We start from the raw sequence: 17,659 nt of genomic DNA, 5'->3' as shown, positions 1-17,659 counted from the left end.
AAGGTTGTCAAATGGAAGATTATGCCTATCCTTGGTAAATGACCTGCTTCTCTCCGGCCGGAATGTCAAAAGGCAACCGATTACCGGCAGGGGGCAGCGGACAATTGAAATGATAGGAGAATGCACAAGGCGGAAGAAAGGCACGGTTAAAGTCCAATATGGCCCTGCCATCCGGTGTAAGCGACACAACAACCATCCTGCCCGTTCCATAGGTTATCTTACCATTGGTCTTGTCGCCGAACACGATAATGAGCGCTCCGTCGGAAGAGAAAGGAGTGAGCGTAAACTCGGTACCATTTCGGACAAACCTTATGTCGCCGGGAGACTCATGATGGCGCTCTATGCCAGCCTGATCCGAAGTGTGGGTAAATGCCGCTGTCCGATTCTCTTTTTCAGGCTCTATGACCCATTTCGCTTCTATTACCCACTCCGGGTCATACGGATACGCGGAAATCCCCTCGTAGCGCCCTATGGCTTCCGATTGGGAATCATATAAGGCAAGTAAATAATCCGAGCCTGGCTGCGCAGTGGCGGTAGCCGTCAATGTCGGCGAAAATCTCACCAGCGTGTGATCGATGCTTAATCTTGCCGTACCATCTAGCGTTTTTCCGTCCACCGTTATGCCATCGGCTGCCGTCGCCGTCAAGATCAACCCGGGTTCGCCGGCATGCATTGGCGCCCACAAGCCTGGGAGGCCTTCTACCTGCATCGGTTCCTGAATAGCGTAGAGCCCGATCAAGGCTAAATCCCCTTGAGGTCCGGCAACGGCTGTCTGCCGTTCTCTTCTCCATTGTTCAAACGCTTCTTTTTCTGCCGACTCGACCCTCATCAGGACTCCTCCCCGGCGAGGAAATCCACAACCGTCTGAATAAACGCTGCATGCTCTTCGATAAACGGCATATGACCGCTATACTCGAATACGGTGAGCTGCGAATGAGGCAGCAACCGGTGCATCTCCTCCGCTTGGGAAACCGGCGTAATCCAGTCATGCCGTGCTGCAACAATCAAAGTCGGAACCTGCACCTCAGGCAGCTTCGGGCGAACATCATAGTTCGGAATGAAATGCTTAAACGTGTAATTCGCAACCTCCATGGAGCCGATAGGCCGGTTCCCCGTTTCCTGCATGACCGTTTCATTTTGAATATGAAAATAGAGAGGGTAGCAGATATCCCACCAGCGAATGAGGTGCGGTTCATCTTCGATGCGTCCCTCGAATAACTCAGGAATCACGCGCAGCTGCTCTTCCGTGGCCACATGACTTGCGAACTCCAGCGCCGCCGGATAAAACTCCCGGCTGGGAGCCGTACACACAAGCAGCAGCTTGTCCAAAGAATCCGGGTATCGTGTCGCAAACACCTGCGCCACCATCCCGCCGAAGGAATGGCCGAGCAGATGAATTTTTTCAAAGCCAAGATAAATCCGCAGTGCCTCAATATCGTCCGCTAACTGCTCGAGCGTACAAGTCGCCGGGTCCACCCGCTCCGACTGGCCGTTGCAGCGCTGATCCAAATAAACAATCTGCAGTTCTTCAGTAAGTGGAGTCAACCACGGTTTGAAATCAGAATGATCACTGCCCGGCCCGCCATGAACGGCAAACAGCACCGACCGCTTCACCATACGGTCTCCATTCGGGACATAGCCCGAGCCTTCTATATCAAAGTAAATCCGGGTTCCGTTCAATGGTGCAAACATTCGTCCACTCTACTTTCTTATGGGATGCGCATTGAGCGATGATTACCATTATCCATTTCTGATTCCCAATGTCAAATATTTGCCGGCCCTTTGAATCAAAAAAGAGAGCATCAGTTCTTCTGATACTCTCTCGAAAGATATTTTAATTATTGGTACAGCAGTCAAGTTTAACCTTGCTCGATTTCAACGATTTTGCTTGCGATTGCTTTCGTCAGCTCCTCCGCGGTCTTGGGCACGAAGCTTTTCAGAATCGTGTTGATCATCGGCCCCATGGCGCCTTTAGCGGTAATCTCGAGGTTCCCTGTCATTTGTGTCTGGTTATCGCCGAGTGCCTCTGCTTCAAAATAACCGTTACCGGAGAAGTTGTCCGACAGTCCTGTCAAATCGAAGGTCACTTTTGTTGGTTCAATCCAATTGGTAATATCGATTTTCAGCTTGACCGTCTTCTTCATGAAGCCAAGATCGCCCTTGAACGCCCAAGTCGATTGACGCTCATTCAAGATTTCATGCTCAATGTACCCGGGAACCAAAGGCGCCCACTTGTTCATATCGCTGACAAAATTCCAAATGTTATGGATTGAGACGGGGATCTCTATTGTATGCGTGCCACTTGGCATATTTCCTCACTCTTCCTTTTGTGTAGTCGTGTTGTTGCCTTAGATGGTTTTGGATTCCGATTTGCCAACCGCGATTCCGGCCAAATAGCCAAACGTCATCGCCGGTCCGATCGTTCCGCCTGCGCTGAGATAAGCCTGTCCCATCACGCCCATCGCCGCATTGCCCGCAGCATACAAGCCCGGGATTGGTTTGCCACGCAGGTTGATGACTTGTCCGTTCTCATCGATTTTGGGTCCGCCGCTTGTGCCAAGGGATCCGAAATAAATCGGGAGAGCATAGAAGGGAGCTTTTTCAATCGGTCCCAGATTAGCTTCCGGACTTCCTCCCCCACCGGTAAAGTTCTCGAAAAAGGTTGTTCCGCGATGGAAATCCGGATCGACTCCCTTTTTCGCATTTTCGTTAAAGCGTTGTACCGTTGCTTCCAGGTTGTCGGCATCTACGCCGATTTTCGCTGCCAAATCCCGGATCGAATCGGCACGATCCACCCAATCCGGCGTATCTTCTCCGGGCATCATCGTGATGATCATGGTGCTGTCCTTCAACTGTTGATCGAAGATCATCCAAACCGGAGGTTCATTCGGCCATTCAAGGGCCACCGGATCAAATTCGTAAAAAGATTTTGGCAAATCGTTGTAGGTCACGCCTTCATGAACGAAACGCTTGCCATGTTTGTTCACAATGATACTGTTGGGACCGAAGCGTCCTCCTCCGAGCTGGTTCATCACCCTGTCTTCATATTCGAAGGTCGGATCCTGCATAGCCGGATACCACCATGCTTCGCTCATGTTTCCAAGAGCGGCTCCTGCTTCCATTGCCATGATCAAGCCATCTCCGTCATTGCCTGCCGGCGATAGCGGATGGGTAATTTCACCCTTCAAGAACGTTTTCACCAGCTCTTTATTCCATTCGAAACCGCCGGAAGCAAGAACGACCCCTTTGCGTGTGCCGATGTATACCTTCTTACCCTTCTGTTCGGCAACAACTCCGATGACTTCGCCTTCATCACTTAGCACCAGTTCTTTGCCGGGTGTTCCCAGCCAAGTCTCGATTCCCCGGTCAAGTACACCTTTGAACATCGAAGCGATTAACGCCCGACCCATCGTAACGATGTTATTCTCCATCCGCTCCGCAATTTTCGCGAAATCGACGCCGCCGATGGCTCCGCCTTCCTCTAGTGTTAGCGGCGGGAAAATAGGATTCTGACGAATCTTCTCGCCCCATTCGCCGATTTCATTCATATCGTAGGGCATGGGGTCAAGGGAACGGCCGCTCTTCGCCCCAGGCAGATTGCCGTAATAGGACGGATAGGACATAGGAACGGCGAATTTCAACGGCGTATGTTCATGCAGATAATCAATCATTTTATAGCCATTATCGACATATACCTCAAGCAGCTTGGGATTGGGCTCTTTTCCGCCCGTTATGCGCCGGATATAGGTAAGGGCATCCTCACGAGTATCTCCGGCTCCCTTTTCCTGCATGTAACGATTGAGCGGAATCCATGGAATCCCTCCGGAAAAGGCGGTTGTTCCGCCAAGTTGATGGGCTTTTTCCAGAATCAACACTTTTGCACCTTGATCAGCTGCCATAATGGCGGCAACGAGTGCAGCGCCTCCGCTTCCCATTACGACAACATCGACTTCATGATCCCACTGTACAGGTTTCTTCGCTGGCATAGTGCATCTCCATTCTGGCTAATTTTCGTGTTACGTGCTATTCTTTCCAATCTTGATAGAAGAAAGCGCTACCATTAGAGTGGAAATTTTTTTCAGGCTCCCGATTCGATAGCCATTGTTCTTTTAAAATAATGATAGTCTTACTATCATTATTGATTATATAATAGCAAACTCCGATTTTCTTTACAAATCATTATCGTTTTATTGTCGCGAAAATGATGGAACGATATAATACGGGGAATAAAACAATAGAAGCCAAGTGAGAGGATCGCCCTATGAGACCCGAAGCAAGACAGCAGCGGATGCAACTCGTCATTAATGCTGCCGAGCATGTGTTTACCCATAAAGGAATTGAAAAGACCACGATGCAGGATATTGCCAACCAAGCAAATATCGGCGTGGCGACAGTATTTCGTTTTTTCCCAAAAAAAGAAAAGCTGGTCGTTGCGGTGGCAACCCAAACACTCGAAGCTGTACTCCAAAGTTTTCAATCCATCGCAACCATGCCGTTATCGTGCATCCAAAAGATAGGGTTGCTCTTTGACAACTTCATTTCTCTGCTGGAGCAAAAGGACAGTTCAAGCGTAAAGTTGCTGGAAAATTTCGAAAGCTATGCCGCTCAATTCACGGAGCCTCTTGAAGACATCGGACTCTTCAATTCTGTCTACCGGCAAATCTCCAGCGTATTTTCTTCCATTATTCAACAAGGTATTCAGGATGGATCGGTTCGCCCTGATCTTCCGATCGAGAAAACGTTAACTACCATCATGAACACATTCGGCATTCTCGCCAGAAAACTATCCCTGCAAAAAAATATTCTTGTCGTTGAGCCCGACCTGAACCCTGAGGAACAGTTGGCCATCCTTAAACACATTTTGCTCAGCTATTTGAGTAACAAGGACGCCTAAAAAACTTGAGATGGAACAAAAAAGCAGCCCCGCAGAGGGACCTCTGCGACAGCTGCTTCATGATTCTTACAAGACATAGCCAAAACCCAAGATGGTAAACCGCTTATCTTCGTTTCCGGATGCCATCTTGATCTCCACCGTATGATCTCTGGAAACATCCTCGTTATACAAAAGCACGGGGTTGCAATGTGTCCAGTTGTTCTCATGGGGATCGGCGACCTTCGTCAACTGTCCGTCCACCCATATATCGGCACTGCCGAAATCACTGCTCCCGGAATCTTTATAAACGAGAATGAGGCTTTTGCTGCGGATCGTCATTTTAAAGCTTCCGCTTCCAGAATCGGCCGTATGCATCCAGTTATGGGGGAATTGCGGCGAACCGAAAGGCTGGTCGTCCATTTCCACCATCTGCAGATCCGTGTCGATCTCAGAAAAACCGCCGGCGTCAATCCGTGCCAGGCTTTCGTACTGGCTGCGGTCCAGCAAATGCATGCCAACAAAATCATTGCCGATGACAGGCGGCTTATCGGTGATAATGTCCTCCATATCCATGGCAGCTCGGTCTGTTTCCGCGAACAGATATGCGAGACAATCAGCCATAACCGTATGGCCGTCATTGGTCGGATGATAGATATCGTAGAAAAACTGCCGTTTGGACACGATGTTCCCTTCAGCCTTGGACAAGCGGAACTGCTCTACCACCGCATCTTTGACGCTTACCATCGGGAGATCATAATGCCAACCTACAGGCGAAAGCCGATCCTGTAAATTCCAATCATTCACAAAAACGCTGAATAACAAAATGACAGCCGGCTTCTTAGCAGCAGACAGAATGTTCAAGACCAAGCTTTCGTAGCAGTTTCCCTTCGTTTCGTCGCCTTCGTCATTCACCGCGAATTCAACGACCACGATATCCGGCTGAACCGCTCCATCCCGTAAAATATCCCGCTCATAGCGGACGATCCCCAGCTCAGATGGCGTACCGCCTACACCGGCTTTAACAAAGTGAATAGGAGCCTCGCCCATTCCGCCGAACATTTGGTGAAAGAGCGAGTATGATCTGTACGCGTAACAATTCGTATGTATGGGTTTTGAGCCAGCCCCCTGGGTGATGGAACCACCAATGTAGGCGAGGGTTACCTCTTCGCCTCTTTTTGCTTTTTCGATGGCCGCTTTCAATCTCTTGTTGTTTCCTTTACTCAGCAGCGATTTGGCAATCATCGCTTGATACTCTTCCGAATCGAAAGCCACTGGCGGCTCAATCTCAATATCAGGCACTTTATAGGCATCATGAAGATAGAGAACGACATTAACCGTTGCCAGCATGCCGGCACCCTCGAATTCAAAAGCGAACTTACCGGGAACATCGTCATCCGGGGACTCAGCGTAATCCTTCAGATTTAGGATGACTTCCGTGCCATCCCCCGGACAAACGGCCCGCATCCGGGAACCCGATTCGAACGTGCTCGTTTTCCCCCAGTTCTCCATTACAAAATCGACGGATGAAGCTTGCTCTCCATGGACTTTCACCGTTACACCAATGCTGTGTACCAGTCTGCGAAACCCGCTGCAAGTCTTCAGGAGGTCGAGAATTTCTTCGTCTGCGACTCCGCCGGTGAATTTCGCCTTGTCGGCAAGCCGCCCATTATCCAGATAAATTTCTTGGGAGTGTATCCCGTTGCCGCGGGAAGTCGCTTCGATAATCGATTCCAACATAATGAAAATGGCGCTGCGCTTCTCCACCGGATCTTTTGGCGCCACGGGGCCTCTGCTGCCCAGCCCGCCCAGGCTCTCGCAATCCCTCTCAGCCATATGCAAACCAACCTTTCGCGATCAGTGCAAAACTCAAAATTCTTATGTAGAAAAAACAAGCCTGCTCGTATCGAGCAAGCTCGTTGGCTATTGATTCCTCTATCGGTTCCTTGGCGTTTTCTTCATTCGGGTATACATAAAAAGCGCAGCAAGGATCATGCCAATCATGCCGAAGCTGCTTGCCGATTCAGCATCCATGCCTGCCAAAAGGCATATGCTACTCACAAACGTTCTTGCAATCAGTGCAACCGCGATCAGCATAATCGGGCGCCAAATATTGAATCCTCTCATCTCGCAACACCCCTGAATGTAAGCTATCGATTGCCATTATACCATACAAGGATCGGAAAAACGGAATAAAAAACCGGTGAGTGCCTATTTCCGCACGCTCACCGGTTGACCATCATCTTTTTAGCTTAATTTCGGATCAGATAATCGAATGCTCCCAGGGCAGCGGTAGCGCCGGAACCCATGGAAATAATAATTTGTTTATAAGCGCTATTGGTACAATCGCCGGCCGCAAACACACCGGGCAAAGTGGTAGCACCGTGACGATCGACGACAATTTCGCCGAAACGGGTACGTTCAACCGTGTCACCCAGCCAATCCGTATTCGGCACAAGTCCGATTTGGACAAATACGCCTTGCAGCTCAACATGCTGAACAACGCCGGTATCCCGTTCGATAAACGAAATCCCGTTCACCTTATCAGTCCCATGAATCTCCTTGGTTTGGACATTCTTGTGCACCGTTACATTGGGCAAGCTGTAGAGACGATCCTGGAGGACAGCGTCGGCTTTCAGCTCCGGCATAAACTCCAGTACGGTAACATGCTTCACGACGCCGGCGAGGTCAATCGCCGCTTCGATGCCAGAATTGCCGCCGCCGATAACCGCAACGTGTTTCCCCGCAAACAGGGGACCATCGCAATGGGGGCAGTAAGCAACGCCTTTATTCTTGAACTCCGCCTCACCAGGCACTCCCACGTTGCGCCAACGGGCGCCTGTAGAAAGAATGACGGTTTTGCTCTTGAGAACCGCTCCGCTTTCGAGTTCGACCTCGATGAAGTCTTTCTTTTCCAAACCTTTGGCACGCTGTACCTTCATCACGTCGATATCGTACTCTTTTACGTGTTCTTCAAGACTGGCAGCAAGCTTGGGCCCTTCGGTATGTTTTACGCTTATGAAGTTCTCAATGCCCAGAGTATCCAAGATTTGACCACCGAATCGTTCAGCCACAATGCCGGTGCGGATGCCTTTGCGCGCCGCATAGATCGCAGCGCTTGCGCCTGCCGGGCCGCCGCCGACAACCAGAACATCATAAGGTTCCTTATTGGCGAGCTCCGATCCGTCAGATGCCGACCCCAGCTTGGCGAGAATTTCTTCGAGGGCCATGCGGCCGCTGCTGAAAAACTCACCATTCAGGAAAACTGCCGGGACAGCCATAACGTTTTTGCTTTCCACTTCCGCTTTAAACGCAGCCCCGTCAATCATGGTGTGAGTGATGCCCGGATTCAAAATGCTCATCACGTTGAGCGCCTGCACAACATCGGGACAGTTATGGCAGCTTAAGCTGATGTACGTTTCAAAATGATACTCGCCGCGAATAGCTTTAATCTGCTCGATGACGTTCTGTTCTACTTTTGGGGGTCTGCCGCTTACTTGCAACAGAGCCAAAATCAAAGAAGTAAACTCATGCCCGAGAGGGATACCGGCAAACGCTACACCGGTATCTTCCCCCACGCGATTCACGCTGAAGCTTGGCGTTTTGGGCAAAGTAGTTCTCTCTACATGAATTCGAGGAGACATGCCGGCAATTTCATCCACCAAGGCCAGCATTTCCACGGATACGCTATCGGATCCTGCACTCACTTTGAGCTGAACGTCACCCTCCATAAGCTGCAGGTATTGGGCTAATTGCGCTTTTATTTCGGCATCTAACGCCATACAGATCGCTCCTTAAATCTTTCCTACAAGATCAAGACTCGGCTTCAAAGTAGCTGCGCCTTCCTGCCATTTTGCCGGGCAAACTTCGCCAGGATGATTCCGAACATATTGGGCTGCTTTGATTTTACCTACCAGGATACTGGCATCGCGGCCGATCCCGCCAGCGCTGATTTCAATGGATTGGATGACTCCATCCGGATCGATGATGAAGGTACCGCGATCGGCAGCCCCTTCGGCTTCGATCAATACATTGAAGTTGCGGGAAATGGTGTGGGAAGGATCGCCGATCATGATATACGTGATTTTCCCGATGGCTTCCGAGTGGTCGTGCCATGCCTTATGGGTGAAATGGGTATCCGTGGATACGGAGTACACTTCAACGCCAAGTCCCTTCAACGTTTCATATTGATTTTGCAAATCCTCGAGTTCTGTTGGGCAAACGAATGTAAAGTCAGCCGGATAGAAGCAAACGACGCTCCATTTGCCTTTAAAATTCTCCTCGGTGACATCGATGAATTTTCCGTTGTGATAAGCCGATGCTTTGAACGGCAGTACTTCGCTTCCAATGAGAGACATAATCTTTTTTCCTCCTCAGCATGGTTTGAGAACCGGGTCGGCATTTTTACGGACCTACATATAGCATTCCATAATTCGCCTCTATTAATTCCCGTTCGCTATATATTATATGATATCATAGCCAGCAATTTGGTTCATGAAGCAATAATGAAGTCAAAGTGAAAGCTTTATGAAGGTCTCATGAAGGTTTGATGAAGAGATAGGATTCTAAAGATAGACCGGTTTCCCGAATCACATTTAGTTCATCGGCCGTCATCAGGCCGGACTTATGTAAGTTCATATATTCATGCGAAACGCTTTGATTGAAAATCAACAAATCATCCGTATTAATCGTCACCGGGATTCCAAAGTCATAAAGGGCACGGATCGGATGGCTGCTGTAACTCTCCGCCACTCCGAGCATGATGTTGCTGGTCGGGCAAACATTGAGCTGAATCCGGTGATCGGCCAGCCATCGCATGATTTGCGGAGATTTTGTCGCCGCAATGCCATGGTGAACCTCCTGCAGCTCCAATTCTTCCACCGCTTCCATCACATCATCTGCGCTGCCGAATTCTCCGACATGAGCTTTTAAGATCAGCCCCGCGTCATTGGCGCGCTGGTAAAGCTTTTTGAAGCGTTGAATGGGTTGGGCAAATTCATCACAGCAAATATCGACAGAGCGAAACCAATTATACGAGAGGATTTCCTCAATCCTTTCATAAGCCTCGTCGACGTTACATGCCCGGTCAAAAGCCAACTCCGGCAAAAATCGAGCTTCTGGAGCAAACCGACGATGTAGCTCGTCGATCGTTCGCGAAAAAGACTCCATCGTTCCCAACGAGTGAATTTCATCGATCCCGAAACTGAGCGCAAGGACGTCTATATGATCTTCAGCCGCTTGCGCAAAAGAGGCTTCAATACGTTTCAAATAACCCTGAATGCCGGGGCAATGACTCTTCACATGATCTACATACCAGCTTTGCATTTCACTCAGCGATTTGAAGACCGCCGTCGGCGGCTCTATATTCACCTTCGCCCACGAGCCGATATATTGCAGGGTTCCTCCCCGACCAGCATGGTTGTGCAAATCGCTTTTCGATATGCTTTGCAAATCTGCCAGCGATTCGTTCATCAAAGAATCGATAAAAGACCGTTTCATGCAGGGCCCCCAAGTCTCAATTGTTTCGCCTAATCAGCTCTTCGCCCATTGACCATATCTTCTCGATCGTTTGCCTATCCGTCGCATATTGCGGGTATGTGCTTGAACCAAATATGTTCTTTAATTGCTCAAAGCCTTTTTCGCTTATAGATGGCTGGACGATTTCCCGCTTATGGTTGATGAGGCAGCCCGTTTCCTGACTGAATTCATCCGAAGTGCAAATGTGATAATAATTTTCCGCCATACCGGCGGGTGAAGGGTTAGTCAAATTTTGGAGCCACGCCAGCCCCTTCCACAAAGGACTCAGCTTTCGCATTGTTTCTTTTGACAACCTTATGCGGTTAATTTGAAGAGCATTGACTTTAATTCCCCGGCTTTTGAATTGTTCCGCCATTTTGAAGGTCAACAGCAACAGCGCCATTTTCGAATCTCCATACATCTTGTAAGAACTGTAGCGCCGCGTTCCCTGATATTCTCCCCGCAGATTATCGAAGTCGATTTTTCTTTTCGGATCGAAGAAGTTTTTGATGTTCGTCGTACAAGCCGCAAGCACCCGCGGATCAAGGGATCGTTCAAGATGATCAGCCAGCAATTGAGTCATGAGCATGGGACCGAATGCATTCGTTGCAAAGGAAATTTCAATATGTTCGGGGCTGAGCTTATACTCTTTCTCTCCATGGTTTAGATAGGCGGCATTGTGAATCAAAATGTCCAAATGCGGGTACTTATTAATGTAGGCTGAATAAAAAGCTCGAATAGACTCAAAGGAAGAAACATCGATTTTCATAAGATCCACATGAGGATTGTTAGATTCGGTCTTGATCTGACGCTGTACCGCCTCGCTGATCTCCATGTTGCGGCAGGCCATGACGACATGATATCCTTCGGTCGCAAACCGGAGAGCCGCCGCTTTGCCGATGCCCGAATTTGCCCCCGTAATGACAACGACTTTGTCTTTCATACCATACAAAGCCCCCTATGAATGAAATCGCCATCCCATTGCCATTTTACCAGATTATTCATGATTTAAATCGAGTAGAATGGAAATCATAGTGAAAGAATGATATAAGAAGAGATGAAAGCCAAAATCAAAGGAGGCCATCATGGGAAGAGTCGTTCATTTCGAGATTCATGTCGATGATATGGAACGCGCCAAAAGATTTTACGGAGAAATTTTCGGATGGACGTTTGAGGATTGGAGCGATTATGCGGGCATGCCCTATTTTGGAGCCGTGACCGGCGATGAAAAAGAGATGGGAATCAACGGAGCCTTAATGAAGCGCCAAGGCCCGTCACCGCAACCAGGCCAGGCCCTGAATAGTTTTGCCTGTACGTTAGGAGTAGGCGACTACGATGCGACGGAAGCCAAAATCCTCGCTCTTGGAGGCAAGCTCGCATTGCCGAAGTATGCGCTGCCCGGTATGGCTTGGCAAGGGTACTACATTGACACAGAAGGCAACACCTTCGGCATTCATCAACCGGATAAAAACGCGAAATAGGGTTTTCCTTTTCACACACATAGACAAAAACCCGACCGCCTTCGGTCGGGTTTTTCATGTGGAAGCGAACATTAACCTAAGAAAGCTATAGAACGTTTTACTTTCCTTGCGAATTCAACGGGATTATCGATTGACTCCCAGTGGATATACATAAGACGTGGATTCTCGTTCAGCCAGTGATTGTGGACTGCTGTTACGATAATCCTATTTTTGCGAAGATTTGTCAGCAAGCGATTGACTTGGTTTTGGAAAAGAGCCGTCTCCCCTAAACAGAGTGCGCGGCCTGAACGATCCAGCGATTCAAACGAGAAAAGTTGATAACGAACCAAAGGAGATGTGGTACGTCTTCGTAAAATAGAAGCGTTAAATTTCCTGTTTCTAGTCACAAAACAAACCGGGCCTTTTGTAATTGTGTGCTCCGTTCCACCTAAAATGGCTGAAAATTGGTTACATAGTCTTGTAAAAGCAGGACTTGCTTTCGCTGTTTCCATAGGAGTTCATCCTTTCAATAATTAATAACAACATCATCGCACAACTGCATTAACCCAAAAATGCAATGGATTCTTTGGTTTTTCTAGCAAACACAACAGGATTCTCAATGGCTTCCCAATGCATATACATCAAGCGCGGGTCTTCTTTTAACCAGTGATTATGAAGGGCGGTCACGGTTATCCCCCGTTTACGGAGATTCGATATCAAATGATTCACTTGATTTTGATGTAAGGCAGTCTCGCCTAAACATAACGCACGGCACGACTCATCAAGAGACTCAAAAGAAAACATTTGCATTTGAACCAAAGGAGAGCGCGTTTTTCTTCCCAAAATCGTCGCTGGTAGGTTTGTCATCCGCATGACAAAACAAACTGGACCTTCATCAACTTCCGATACTCCACCTAGGATTTTTCCAAATTGGGTACACAGCCTTTTGAACCTTGGGCTTACCTTTACTTGTTCAGCCATATAAATCCTCCTCAAATCATATTCAAAACATCCTATGATCAAAGAAGAATAGTGTAATAGACAAATTACTAGAATTAACAAAAATGATCAAAGAATCTAATAGGGAGTCTAGTTATTATCGATCTGAAAAAGTACATCGCGTATTAGATGGGTATATGAAAATGCGCTCTCACATAGGGTGATAAAGGAATAGGAAGTCATCTGAAAAGGGAGTTGTAAAAATGGCGGAATTGGGCTTTGAGGACGGCGCTCTCTTTGAGCTCCGATTTTGGTTGCAGGTTTTGGGGGATCATGCGAGGTTTATTCGGGATGGGCTAGCCTCAGATGAGGCTGCGGAAATATCAAGAGCACAGCAGTTCATTCAAGGCTTTGACAAGATGTTGGATTCGGCGCGGCTGGACCTGGATAGTAAGAGCATCGCTGCCTTGCTGCAATCTGTCAATCCATGGACTTCGCAATTGCGCGCCTATAAACTTCATTTGCTGCAACGGTCGCTAACGGGGAAAATCACCATCCATTTGTCCCAGACGTTTTTGAATCATATGGTCAATGAGATCGACGAAGCGATGGTTGTATTTGCGGCACTGACAAACGTCCGACTCCCTCCTCCAGGACCGGTTGTTCATCAGCATTTACTATGGCTTCAAGATGCAGTCGGCCACGCGGGTATCTTGGCAGGCGAATTTGATCTGGTAGAGCAGAGCTGGAGAAACAGGAGCGAGGAATTCGAAGGCCATTTTCAGAACTATTATCTTAAAGCGATCGAGCTTGCGGGTTACATGCGTACTGCCTTGACCGATTTCCCTGCTTTGCGAAGGTTCAATCAGGAAGCCAATTCCGTTATGCTTCTTTTCATGAAATTTTTATTGGAGGTGCAGGAGCTCACGGCTGGAAAAGAATTACTGGGCACGATAACAGAGTTGATGCCGGATCATATGTACCGGGAAGAGTGCTATTATTTGACTAAACTCTCTCAAGCAGCCGCAGGTTTACCCCGTCCAGATTGTGATCCTGGCAAACCTAGAGCTGTGAACTAATCTAGCCTATAAAATGAAAAAGCACCGGTTAAGGTGCAGTTCATTCTGTGGTTTTGCTAATATCTGTGCCACCATGACTCAACAATTTGATGGGCGACGGTCGGGTTATACCCTTTTCCAATAAGATAAGATACGGCGGCCGCTTCCCGCAAAGCATGTTCAACTGATATGGTTTGAGCCTCGACCAACCCATTTCTAACCCACGGTTCGACCACCGTTAATGTTTCATGCATCAATTGGTGGGGATGGTGGGATTGCATTGGATAATAAGGATATGGCGTTGCCAAAGTGATATCATCCTTTCCGGTTATAGATATACTCCAGCGTATGCCTATACGTCTTTTTGTTGAGCCCAATTTTAGAAAGCCGCGTCGCTACCAGCCACATTGTCATAGATTCTGCTCATTTTCTCGTCGAAAAGATCCATGTGCACAATTCGTGCCTCGCGAATATATTCCTTTCCCTCGACAAAAAGCAAAATAACAGGCACCGTAAATATGGAGAACCGGCCGGCGACTTCTTGTACATCTTGCGCGTCTATCGCCCCAAGCTCAATCTTGGGATATTTCATCATCAGTTGCTGGACTTTCGGTTGTAAGGCATGGCAGACACTACAATCCCGCTGGGATATATAAAGAAGCGCTAATGGATGACGCGCGATAAATTCATCCGCTGACTCCACACTAGTTATAGTTTCGAATTCTCTCATAAGCTCCTCCTTTGATCGGGTAATCCTTGGATTAGCAGATCATAGCGCTTTGACCATCCCGCCATCCACAAGCAACGTTTGCCCGGTCATATAGGTGTTGGCATAGGAACCATAGAAGACAACAACCCGCGCGAACTCCTCGGGGATTCCCATTCGGCCAAGCGGGATCTGCCCTACAGCTTCCGCTTGTATGTCCTCAAACGAGCGATCCCGGTCAATTGCCCTCCGGCGATCCAGTTCAATAATCCGATCTGTCGCGATTCTACCCGGGGCAATCGTGTTAATCAAAATCTCATCCTTAGCGAACTCCAACGCCAAGCTCTTGGTCAGTGCTTGAACACCCGCTCTAAACACGTTTGATAAAAGAAGCCCGTCAATCGGTTGCTTCACGGAAGACGATGCCACATTCACAATTCTTCCTCCGCCTGCAGACTGTAAAAAGGGAAGCGCTTCGCGAATCAATCGAATCGTACTTAAGAGCGTCAACTCGAACCCTCGTGTCCAGTCCTCGTCTTTCAAATCGGAGAAATATCCGCTTTCAGGTCCTCCCGCATTGGTCACCACAACATCCAATCCGCCGTTTTCAGCGGCAGTCTTCCGAATCGCGTTGCAGATATCCTCGTTGTTCCTAACATCCATTTGGATAATCGAAACTTTATTCCCGGTGATGGACTGTATGTCTTCCCTTGTTTGTTGAAGCTGTTCCAGATTTCGGCTTGCGATGGTTACGCGCGCTCCCTCCCTGGCAAATTCAAGAGCGCTTGCCTTGCCAAGACCTTTACTTCCCGCCGCCACAAAAACGGATTTCCCTACGAGTCCCAAGTTCATACCATACACCCTTTACCCTAATCTCGCCCACTATCCTTAATCAAACTGCCAACAACTTAAACTTAATGTGCCCAATTGATAGCTTTGATGCAATAATTTGGCTTGCCGGGTCTTGTCTCCTGTCCCCATGGCGAGGAGAAGAGGGATGAAATGTTCGTTTGTCGGCACGGCATCTTGAGCAAAAGGAGCCTCTTCCCTGTAGGCAAACAACGCCTTTAAATCCCAAGCTTCCAGCTTACCCTTAATCCAAAGATCGAAGGATTTCGACCAAGTCTCCGGTTGGTCCGCTCCCCATTTCAATCTTCGCAAGTTATGAACGATGCCCCCGCTGCCGATGATCAGAATGTCCTTCTCCCGAAGCTCGGAGAGGGCTTTGCCAATCTGATATTGCTGTTCATTCGTCAAATACCGGTTAACGGATAACGCAACGACCGGAATATCAGCATTGGGATAGATCAGCTTGAGAACGGCCCAAGCTCCGTGATCCAGTCCTCTCTCTTCATCCATTACACTATGAATGCCTTGTTGCTTAAAGAGTGATTGAATCTCATCACTGATCGAACGATCACCTTTTGCCGGATAGGTCATCTGGTACAGCTCATCCTGAAAGCCTGAAAAGTCATAAATCGTAGAATACGTATCAACCTTGCTGATCGCTTGCGTCGTATGCTCCCAATGAGCGGAAAAAAGGACAATAGCTCGAGGCTTCGGGATGCTAGCCGCAAAGTTTTTTAGAAAAGCGGTGTATTCGTGCTGTTCCAAAACAAGGGATGGTGCTCCATGGGCAAAAAAGTAAGACGGTATCATAGCGGCATTCGCTCCTTTGTGTGATATAGATCCGTATCCTGTACGAGCCAAGCGAGAAAATCCCGTTGATTCTCTTCCGATACGGTGTGATCAGTCGGGTATGTTTTAAATGTGCAGTTCGGAGTCTGTTGACGGAAATAGGCTGCTGTCTCATGGCCAATGTGAATCGGAAATACGGAATCGTATTCTCCGTGGGAGAGAAACACCGATACGTCGGCCACGCTTTTCTGCAGGTGGTACTCCTTTTTCACAAAATCCGGCACATAGCCGTTTAATGCAACAATTCCTTTTAATTGATCTCCCATCGTAAGGGCAAGCGTCATCGATAAGATCGCCCCTTGACTAAAGCCGAGAAAATAACGCCGCTTCGCATCGATCGGGTATTTTTCCGTAGCATAGTGGACAAACGCTTCCAATTGTTGAACCGCTCGATCAAACACCTCACGAACCGGATTGCCTAAGCTTTTCAGCTCGTAATATTGAAACCCCGCACCTAATGGAAGATCGCCGCGAATTCCGACAATAATAAAATCATTGGCTATCGGTTCAACCAAACCAAACATGTTTTTCTCGTTAGATCCTTTGCCGTGAAGCGTGAAGATCGTCGGGTATTTTTTATCGGGATCGATATGGGAAGGCAATCGAATGTCATATTCGTAAGCCGGCTTCATAGTGAGTCTCCTTTCAAATTCCATAAGCTAAAAATATTATTCCCAAAACAAACTGCATTCGCATTATTGTCAGCATCCAAAATTTTATAAGAAATATTAAATAATTATTTATATAAATAATTTTAGCGATCTTGCACTAGCATGTCAACAGAAAAATTGTTAATATCAAATTAAGTTCTGTATTAATAATATTCCTTGAGGTGAATCTTTAATGGACATCGGCTCCACTATTCGGGCAATCCGTAAACGCAAAAACATTACCATCGCTCAAATCTGCGAAAAAACGGGGCTTTCCCAAGGATTTATGAGCCAGGTTGAAACCAATAAAACTTCGCCATCCATCGTAACACTTGAAAGTATTGCCGCAGCTCTAAATGTACCCTTGTCCTACTTATTGCTAAAAAAAGAAGAGCGCATGAGCATCGTCCGAAAAGATGAGCGCAAATCAACAACAAGCGGTACGGATCAATTAAAAGTAGAACACTTGAGCTCTACGAAAAACATGAGGATGATGCTTGTCGAGTTTCCTCCTGGAACGTCAACCGGTACAGTCCCACATGCACATGAGGGAGAAGAAGTGCATGTAGTCATCAAAGGCACTGTTCAAGTTACTCAGGGGGAAGATACGGCTGAACTCTCGGAAGGCGATTCCTTTAGTTGGAATGCTTGCTCCCCTCACTTGGTGAGAAATTTGAGTGACGATCAGGCTATTGTACTCATCACCCTGTATACCGAAACCGAGCATGGGCTGGATTATCTATAAAGGAACTTATAGGGCG

The 17,659-nt window shown here is 47.9% G+C and carries 20 protein-coding genes; 4 read left to right on the top strand and 16 right to left on the bottom strand.

Features of this window, described 5'->3' with window-relative positions; genetic code table 11:
• Positions 1–25: 25 nt before the first annotated feature.
• The 4 genes from TJ79_RS18355 to TJ79_RS18340 all read right to left on the bottom strand — a co-directional run bounded on the left by TJ79_RS18355 (position 26) and on the right by TJ79_RS18340 (position 3,986).
• The gene (locus TJ79_RS18355; RefSeq protein ID WP_040951798.1) at positions 26–829 is read right to left on the bottom strand and encodes a DUF1684 domain-containing protein; all 804 of its coding nucleotides are present in this window, start codon (positions 827–829) and stop codon (positions 26–28) included.
• Positions 829–1,692 carry an alpha/beta fold hydrolase gene (locus TJ79_RS18350; RefSeq protein WP_040951797.1) on the bottom strand — a complete coding sequence of 288 codons (864 nt, stop codon included), beginning with the start codon at positions 1,690–1,692 and terminating at the stop codon, positions 829–831. Before TJ79_RS18350 ends, TJ79_RS18355 begins: the two co-directional genes overlap by 1 nt.
• 167 nt (positions 1,693–1,859) lie before the next feature.
• Positions 1,860–2,309 carry an SRPBCC family protein gene (locus TJ79_RS18345; RefSeq protein ID WP_040951796.1) on the bottom strand — a complete coding sequence of 150 codons (450 nt, stop codon included), beginning with the start codon at positions 2,307–2,309 and terminating at the stop codon, positions 1,860–1,862.
• A gap of 39 nt (positions 2,310–2,348) precedes the next feature.
• Positions 2,349–3,986 (bottom strand): FAD-binding protein, encoded by a 1,638-nt coding sequence (locus TJ79_RS18340; RefSeq protein WP_040951795.1) that lies wholly within the window; start codon positions 3,984–3,986, stop codon positions 2,349–2,351.
• A gap of 275 nt (positions 3,987–4,261) precedes the next feature.
• Between TJ79_RS18340 and TJ79_RS18335 the strand changes: the two genes are divergently transcribed.
• Positions 4,262–4,894 (top strand): TetR/AcrR family transcriptional regulator, encoded by a 633-nt coding sequence (locus tag TJ79_RS18335; protein ID WP_040951794.1) that lies wholly within the window; start codon positions 4,262–4,264, stop codon positions 4,892–4,894.
• A gap of 66 nt (positions 4,895–4,960) precedes the next feature.
• Here the strand turns inward: TJ79_RS18335 and TJ79_RS18330 are convergent, their stop codons facing one another.
• The 6 genes from TJ79_RS18330 to TJ79_RS18305 form a co-directional block, all read right to left on the bottom strand.
• Positions 4,961–6,706 (bottom strand): SGNH/GDSL hydrolase family protein, encoded by a 1,746-nt coding sequence (locus tag TJ79_RS18330; protein ID WP_040951793.1) that lies wholly within the window; start codon positions 6,704–6,706, stop codon positions 4,961–4,963.
• Between the two features lie 99 nt (positions 6,707–6,805).
• Entirely contained in the window at positions 6,806–6,997 is a 192-nt protein-coding gene (locus tag TJ79_RS18325) for a hypothetical protein (protein WP_040951792.1), read from the bottom strand.
• 125 nt (positions 6,998–7,122) lie between these two features.
• Positions 7,123–8,652 (bottom strand): alkyl hydroperoxide reductase subunit F, encoded by a 1,530-nt coding sequence (gene ahpF / locus TJ79_RS18320; RefSeq protein WP_040951791.1) that lies wholly within the window; start codon positions 8,650–8,652, stop codon positions 7,123–7,125.
• A gap of 12 nt (positions 8,653–8,664) precedes the next feature.
• Complete coding sequence (gene ahpC, locus TJ79_RS18315; protein ID WP_040951790.1) at positions 8,665–9,228, bottom strand: alkyl hydroperoxide reductase subunit C; 564 nt, start codon at positions 9,226–9,228, stop codon at positions 8,665–8,667.
• Between the two features lie 178 nt (positions 9,229–9,406).
• Complete coding sequence (locus TJ79_RS18310; RefSeq protein ID WP_040951789.1) at positions 9,407–10,369, bottom strand: amidohydrolase family protein; 963 nt, start codon at positions 10,367–10,369, stop codon at positions 9,407–9,409.
• A 16-nt stretch (positions 10,370–10,385) separates the two neighbouring features.
• Entirely contained in the window at positions 10,386–11,330 is a 945-nt protein-coding gene (locus tag TJ79_RS18305) for an SDR family NAD(P)-dependent oxidoreductase (protein ID WP_040951788.1), read from the bottom strand.
• Between the two features lie 142 nt (positions 11,331–11,472).
• Here TJ79_RS18305 and TJ79_RS18300 point away from each other — a divergent pair, with 142 nt between their 5' ends.
• Entirely contained in the window at positions 11,473–11,868 is a 396-nt protein-coding gene (locus TJ79_RS18300; protein ID WP_040951787.1) for a VOC family protein, read from the top strand.
• Between the two features lie 71 nt (positions 11,869–11,939).
• On the opposite strand, the gene TJ79_RS26830 is transcribed toward TJ79_RS18300, so the two are convergent.
• A complete protein-coding gene (locus tag TJ79_RS26830; RefSeq protein ID WP_081756992.1) occupies positions 11,940–12,359 on the bottom strand; it encodes a DUF1259 domain-containing protein in 420 nt (139 codons plus the stop codon).
• A gap of 49 nt (positions 12,360–12,408) precedes the next feature.
• Positions 12,409–12,828 (bottom strand): DUF1259 domain-containing protein, encoded by a 420-nt coding sequence (locus tag TJ79_RS18295; protein WP_040951786.1) that lies wholly within the window; start codon positions 12,826–12,828, stop codon positions 12,409–12,411.
• A 221-nt stretch (positions 12,829–13,049) separates the two neighbouring features.
• Between TJ79_RS18295 and TJ79_RS18290 the strand changes: the two genes are divergently transcribed.
• Positions 13,050–13,865 (top strand): DUF2935 domain-containing protein, encoded by an 816-nt coding sequence (locus TJ79_RS18290; RefSeq protein ID WP_040951785.1) that lies wholly within the window; start codon positions 13,050–13,052, stop codon positions 13,863–13,865.
• A 358-nt stretch (positions 13,866–14,223) separates the two neighbouring features.
• Here the strand turns inward: TJ79_RS18290 and TJ79_RS18285 are convergent, their stop codons facing one another.
• The 4 genes from TJ79_RS18285 to TJ79_RS18270 are packed head-to-tail and all read right to left on the bottom strand — an operon-like array spanning position 14,224 to position 16,880.
• A complete protein-coding gene (locus tag TJ79_RS18285) occupies positions 14,224–14,574 on the bottom strand; it encodes a thioredoxin family protein (RefSeq protein ID WP_040951784.1) in 351 nt (116 codons plus the stop codon).
• A 39-nt stretch (positions 14,575–14,613) separates the two neighbouring features.
• Entirely contained in the window at positions 14,614–15,402 is a 789-nt protein-coding gene (locus tag TJ79_RS18280) for an SDR family oxidoreductase (RefSeq protein ID WP_040951783.1), read from the bottom strand.
• A gap of 36 nt (positions 15,403–15,438) precedes the next feature.
• Positions 15,439–16,209 carry a DODA-type extradiol aromatic ring-opening family dioxygenase gene (locus TJ79_RS18275; protein ID WP_040951782.1) on the bottom strand — a complete coding sequence of 257 codons (771 nt, stop codon included), beginning with the start codon at positions 16,207–16,209 and terminating at the stop codon, positions 15,439–15,441.
• On the bottom strand, positions 16,206–16,880 hold the full coding sequence (locus TJ79_RS18270; protein WP_040951781.1) for an alpha/beta hydrolase: 675 nt from the start codon (positions 16,878–16,880) through the stop codon (positions 16,206–16,208). Before TJ79_RS18270 ends, TJ79_RS18275 begins: the two co-directional genes overlap by 4 nt.
• 211 nt (positions 16,881–17,091) lie before the next feature.
• Here TJ79_RS18270 and TJ79_RS18265 point away from each other — a divergent pair, with 211 nt between their 5' ends.
• Complete coding sequence (locus TJ79_RS18265) at positions 17,092–17,643, top strand: helix-turn-helix domain-containing protein (RefSeq protein ID WP_040951780.1); 552 nt, start codon at positions 17,092–17,094, stop codon at positions 17,641–17,643.
• Positions 17,644–17,659 lie beyond the last annotated feature (16 nt).

This window comes from Gorillibacterium massiliense (genome assembly GCF_000455485.1).
In the GTDB taxonomy this organism is placed as follows: Bacteria; Bacillota; Bacilli; order Paenibacillales; family NBRC-103111; genus Gorillibacterium; species Gorillibacterium massiliense.
Note: the sequence above shows the minus strand (reverse complement) of the source record. Positions and strands in the feature narration are given on the sequence as shown.

Coding starts and splice junctions, on each gene's coding strand:
- TJ79_RS26830 (WP_081756992.1), bottom strand. CDS start 12,359: ATGGAAACAGCGAAAGCAAGTCCTGCTTTTACAAGACTATGTAACCAA.
- TJ79_RS18300 (WP_040951787.1), top strand. CDS start 11,473: ATGGGAAGAGTCGTTCATTTCGAGATTCATGTCGATGATATGGAACGC.
- TJ79_RS18330 (WP_040951793.1), bottom strand. CDS start 6,706: ATGGCTGAGAGGGATTGCGAGAGCCTGGGCGGGCTGGGCAGCAGAGGC.
- TJ79_RS18275 (WP_040951782.1), bottom strand. CDS start 16,209: ATGATACCGTCTTACTTTTTTGCCCATGGAGCACCATCCCTTGTTTTG.
- TJ79_RS18335 (WP_040951794.1), top strand. CDS start 4,262: ATGAGACCCGAAGCAAGACAGCAGCGGATGCAACTCGTCATTAATGCT.
- TJ79_RS18305 (WP_040951788.1), bottom strand. CDS start 11,330: ATGAAAGACAAAGTCGTTGTCATTACGGGGGCAAATTCGGGCATCGGC.
- TJ79_RS18265 (WP_040951780.1), top strand. CDS start 17,092: ATGGACATCGGCTCCACTATTCGGGCAATCCGTAAACGCAAAAACATT.
- TJ79_RS18295 (WP_040951786.1), bottom strand. CDS start 12,828: ATGGCTGAACAAGTAAAGGTAAGCCCAAGGTTCAAAAGGCTGTGTACC.
- TJ79_RS18290 (WP_040951785.1), top strand. CDS start 13,050: ATGGCGGAATTGGGCTTTGAGGACGGCGCTCTCTTTGAGCTCCGATTT.
- TJ79_RS18270 (WP_040951781.1), bottom strand. CDS start 16,880: ATGAAGCCGGCTTACGAATATGACATTCGATTGCCTTCCCATATCGAT.
- ahpF (WP_040951791.1), bottom strand. CDS start 8,652: ATGGCGTTAGATGCCGAAATAAAAGCGCAATTAGCCCAATACCTGCAG.
- TJ79_RS18285 (WP_040951784.1), bottom strand. CDS start 14,574: ATGAGAGAATTCGAAACTATAACTAGTGTGGAGTCAGCGGATGAATTT.
- ahpC (WP_040951790.1), bottom strand. CDS start 9,228: ATGTCTCTCATTGGAAGCGAAGTACTGCCGTTCAAAGCATCGGCTTAT.
- TJ79_RS18325 (WP_040951792.1), bottom strand. CDS start 6,997: ATGAGAGGATTCAATATTTGGCGCCCGATTATGCTGATCGCGGTTGCA.
- TJ79_RS18310 (WP_040951789.1), bottom strand. CDS start 10,369: ATGAAACGGTCTTTTATCGATTCTTTGATGAACGAATCGCTGGCAGAT.
- TJ79_RS18350 (WP_040951797.1), bottom strand. CDS start 1,692: ATGTTTGCACCATTGAACGGAACCCGGATTTACTTTGATATAGAAGGC.
- TJ79_RS18355 (WP_040951798.1), bottom strand. CDS start 829: ATGAGGGTCGAGTCGGCAGAAAAAGAAGCGTTTGAACAATGGAGAAGA.
- TJ79_RS18340 (WP_040951795.1), bottom strand. CDS start 3,986: ATGCCAGCGAAGAAACCTGTACAGTGGGATCATGAAGTCGATGTTGTC.
- TJ79_RS18280 (WP_040951783.1), bottom strand. CDS start 15,402: ATGAACTTGGGACTCGTAGGGAAATCCGTTTTTGTGGCGGCGGGAAGT.
- TJ79_RS18345 (WP_040951796.1), bottom strand. CDS start 2,309: ATGCCAAGTGGCACGCATACAATAGAGATCCCCGTCTCAATCCATAAC.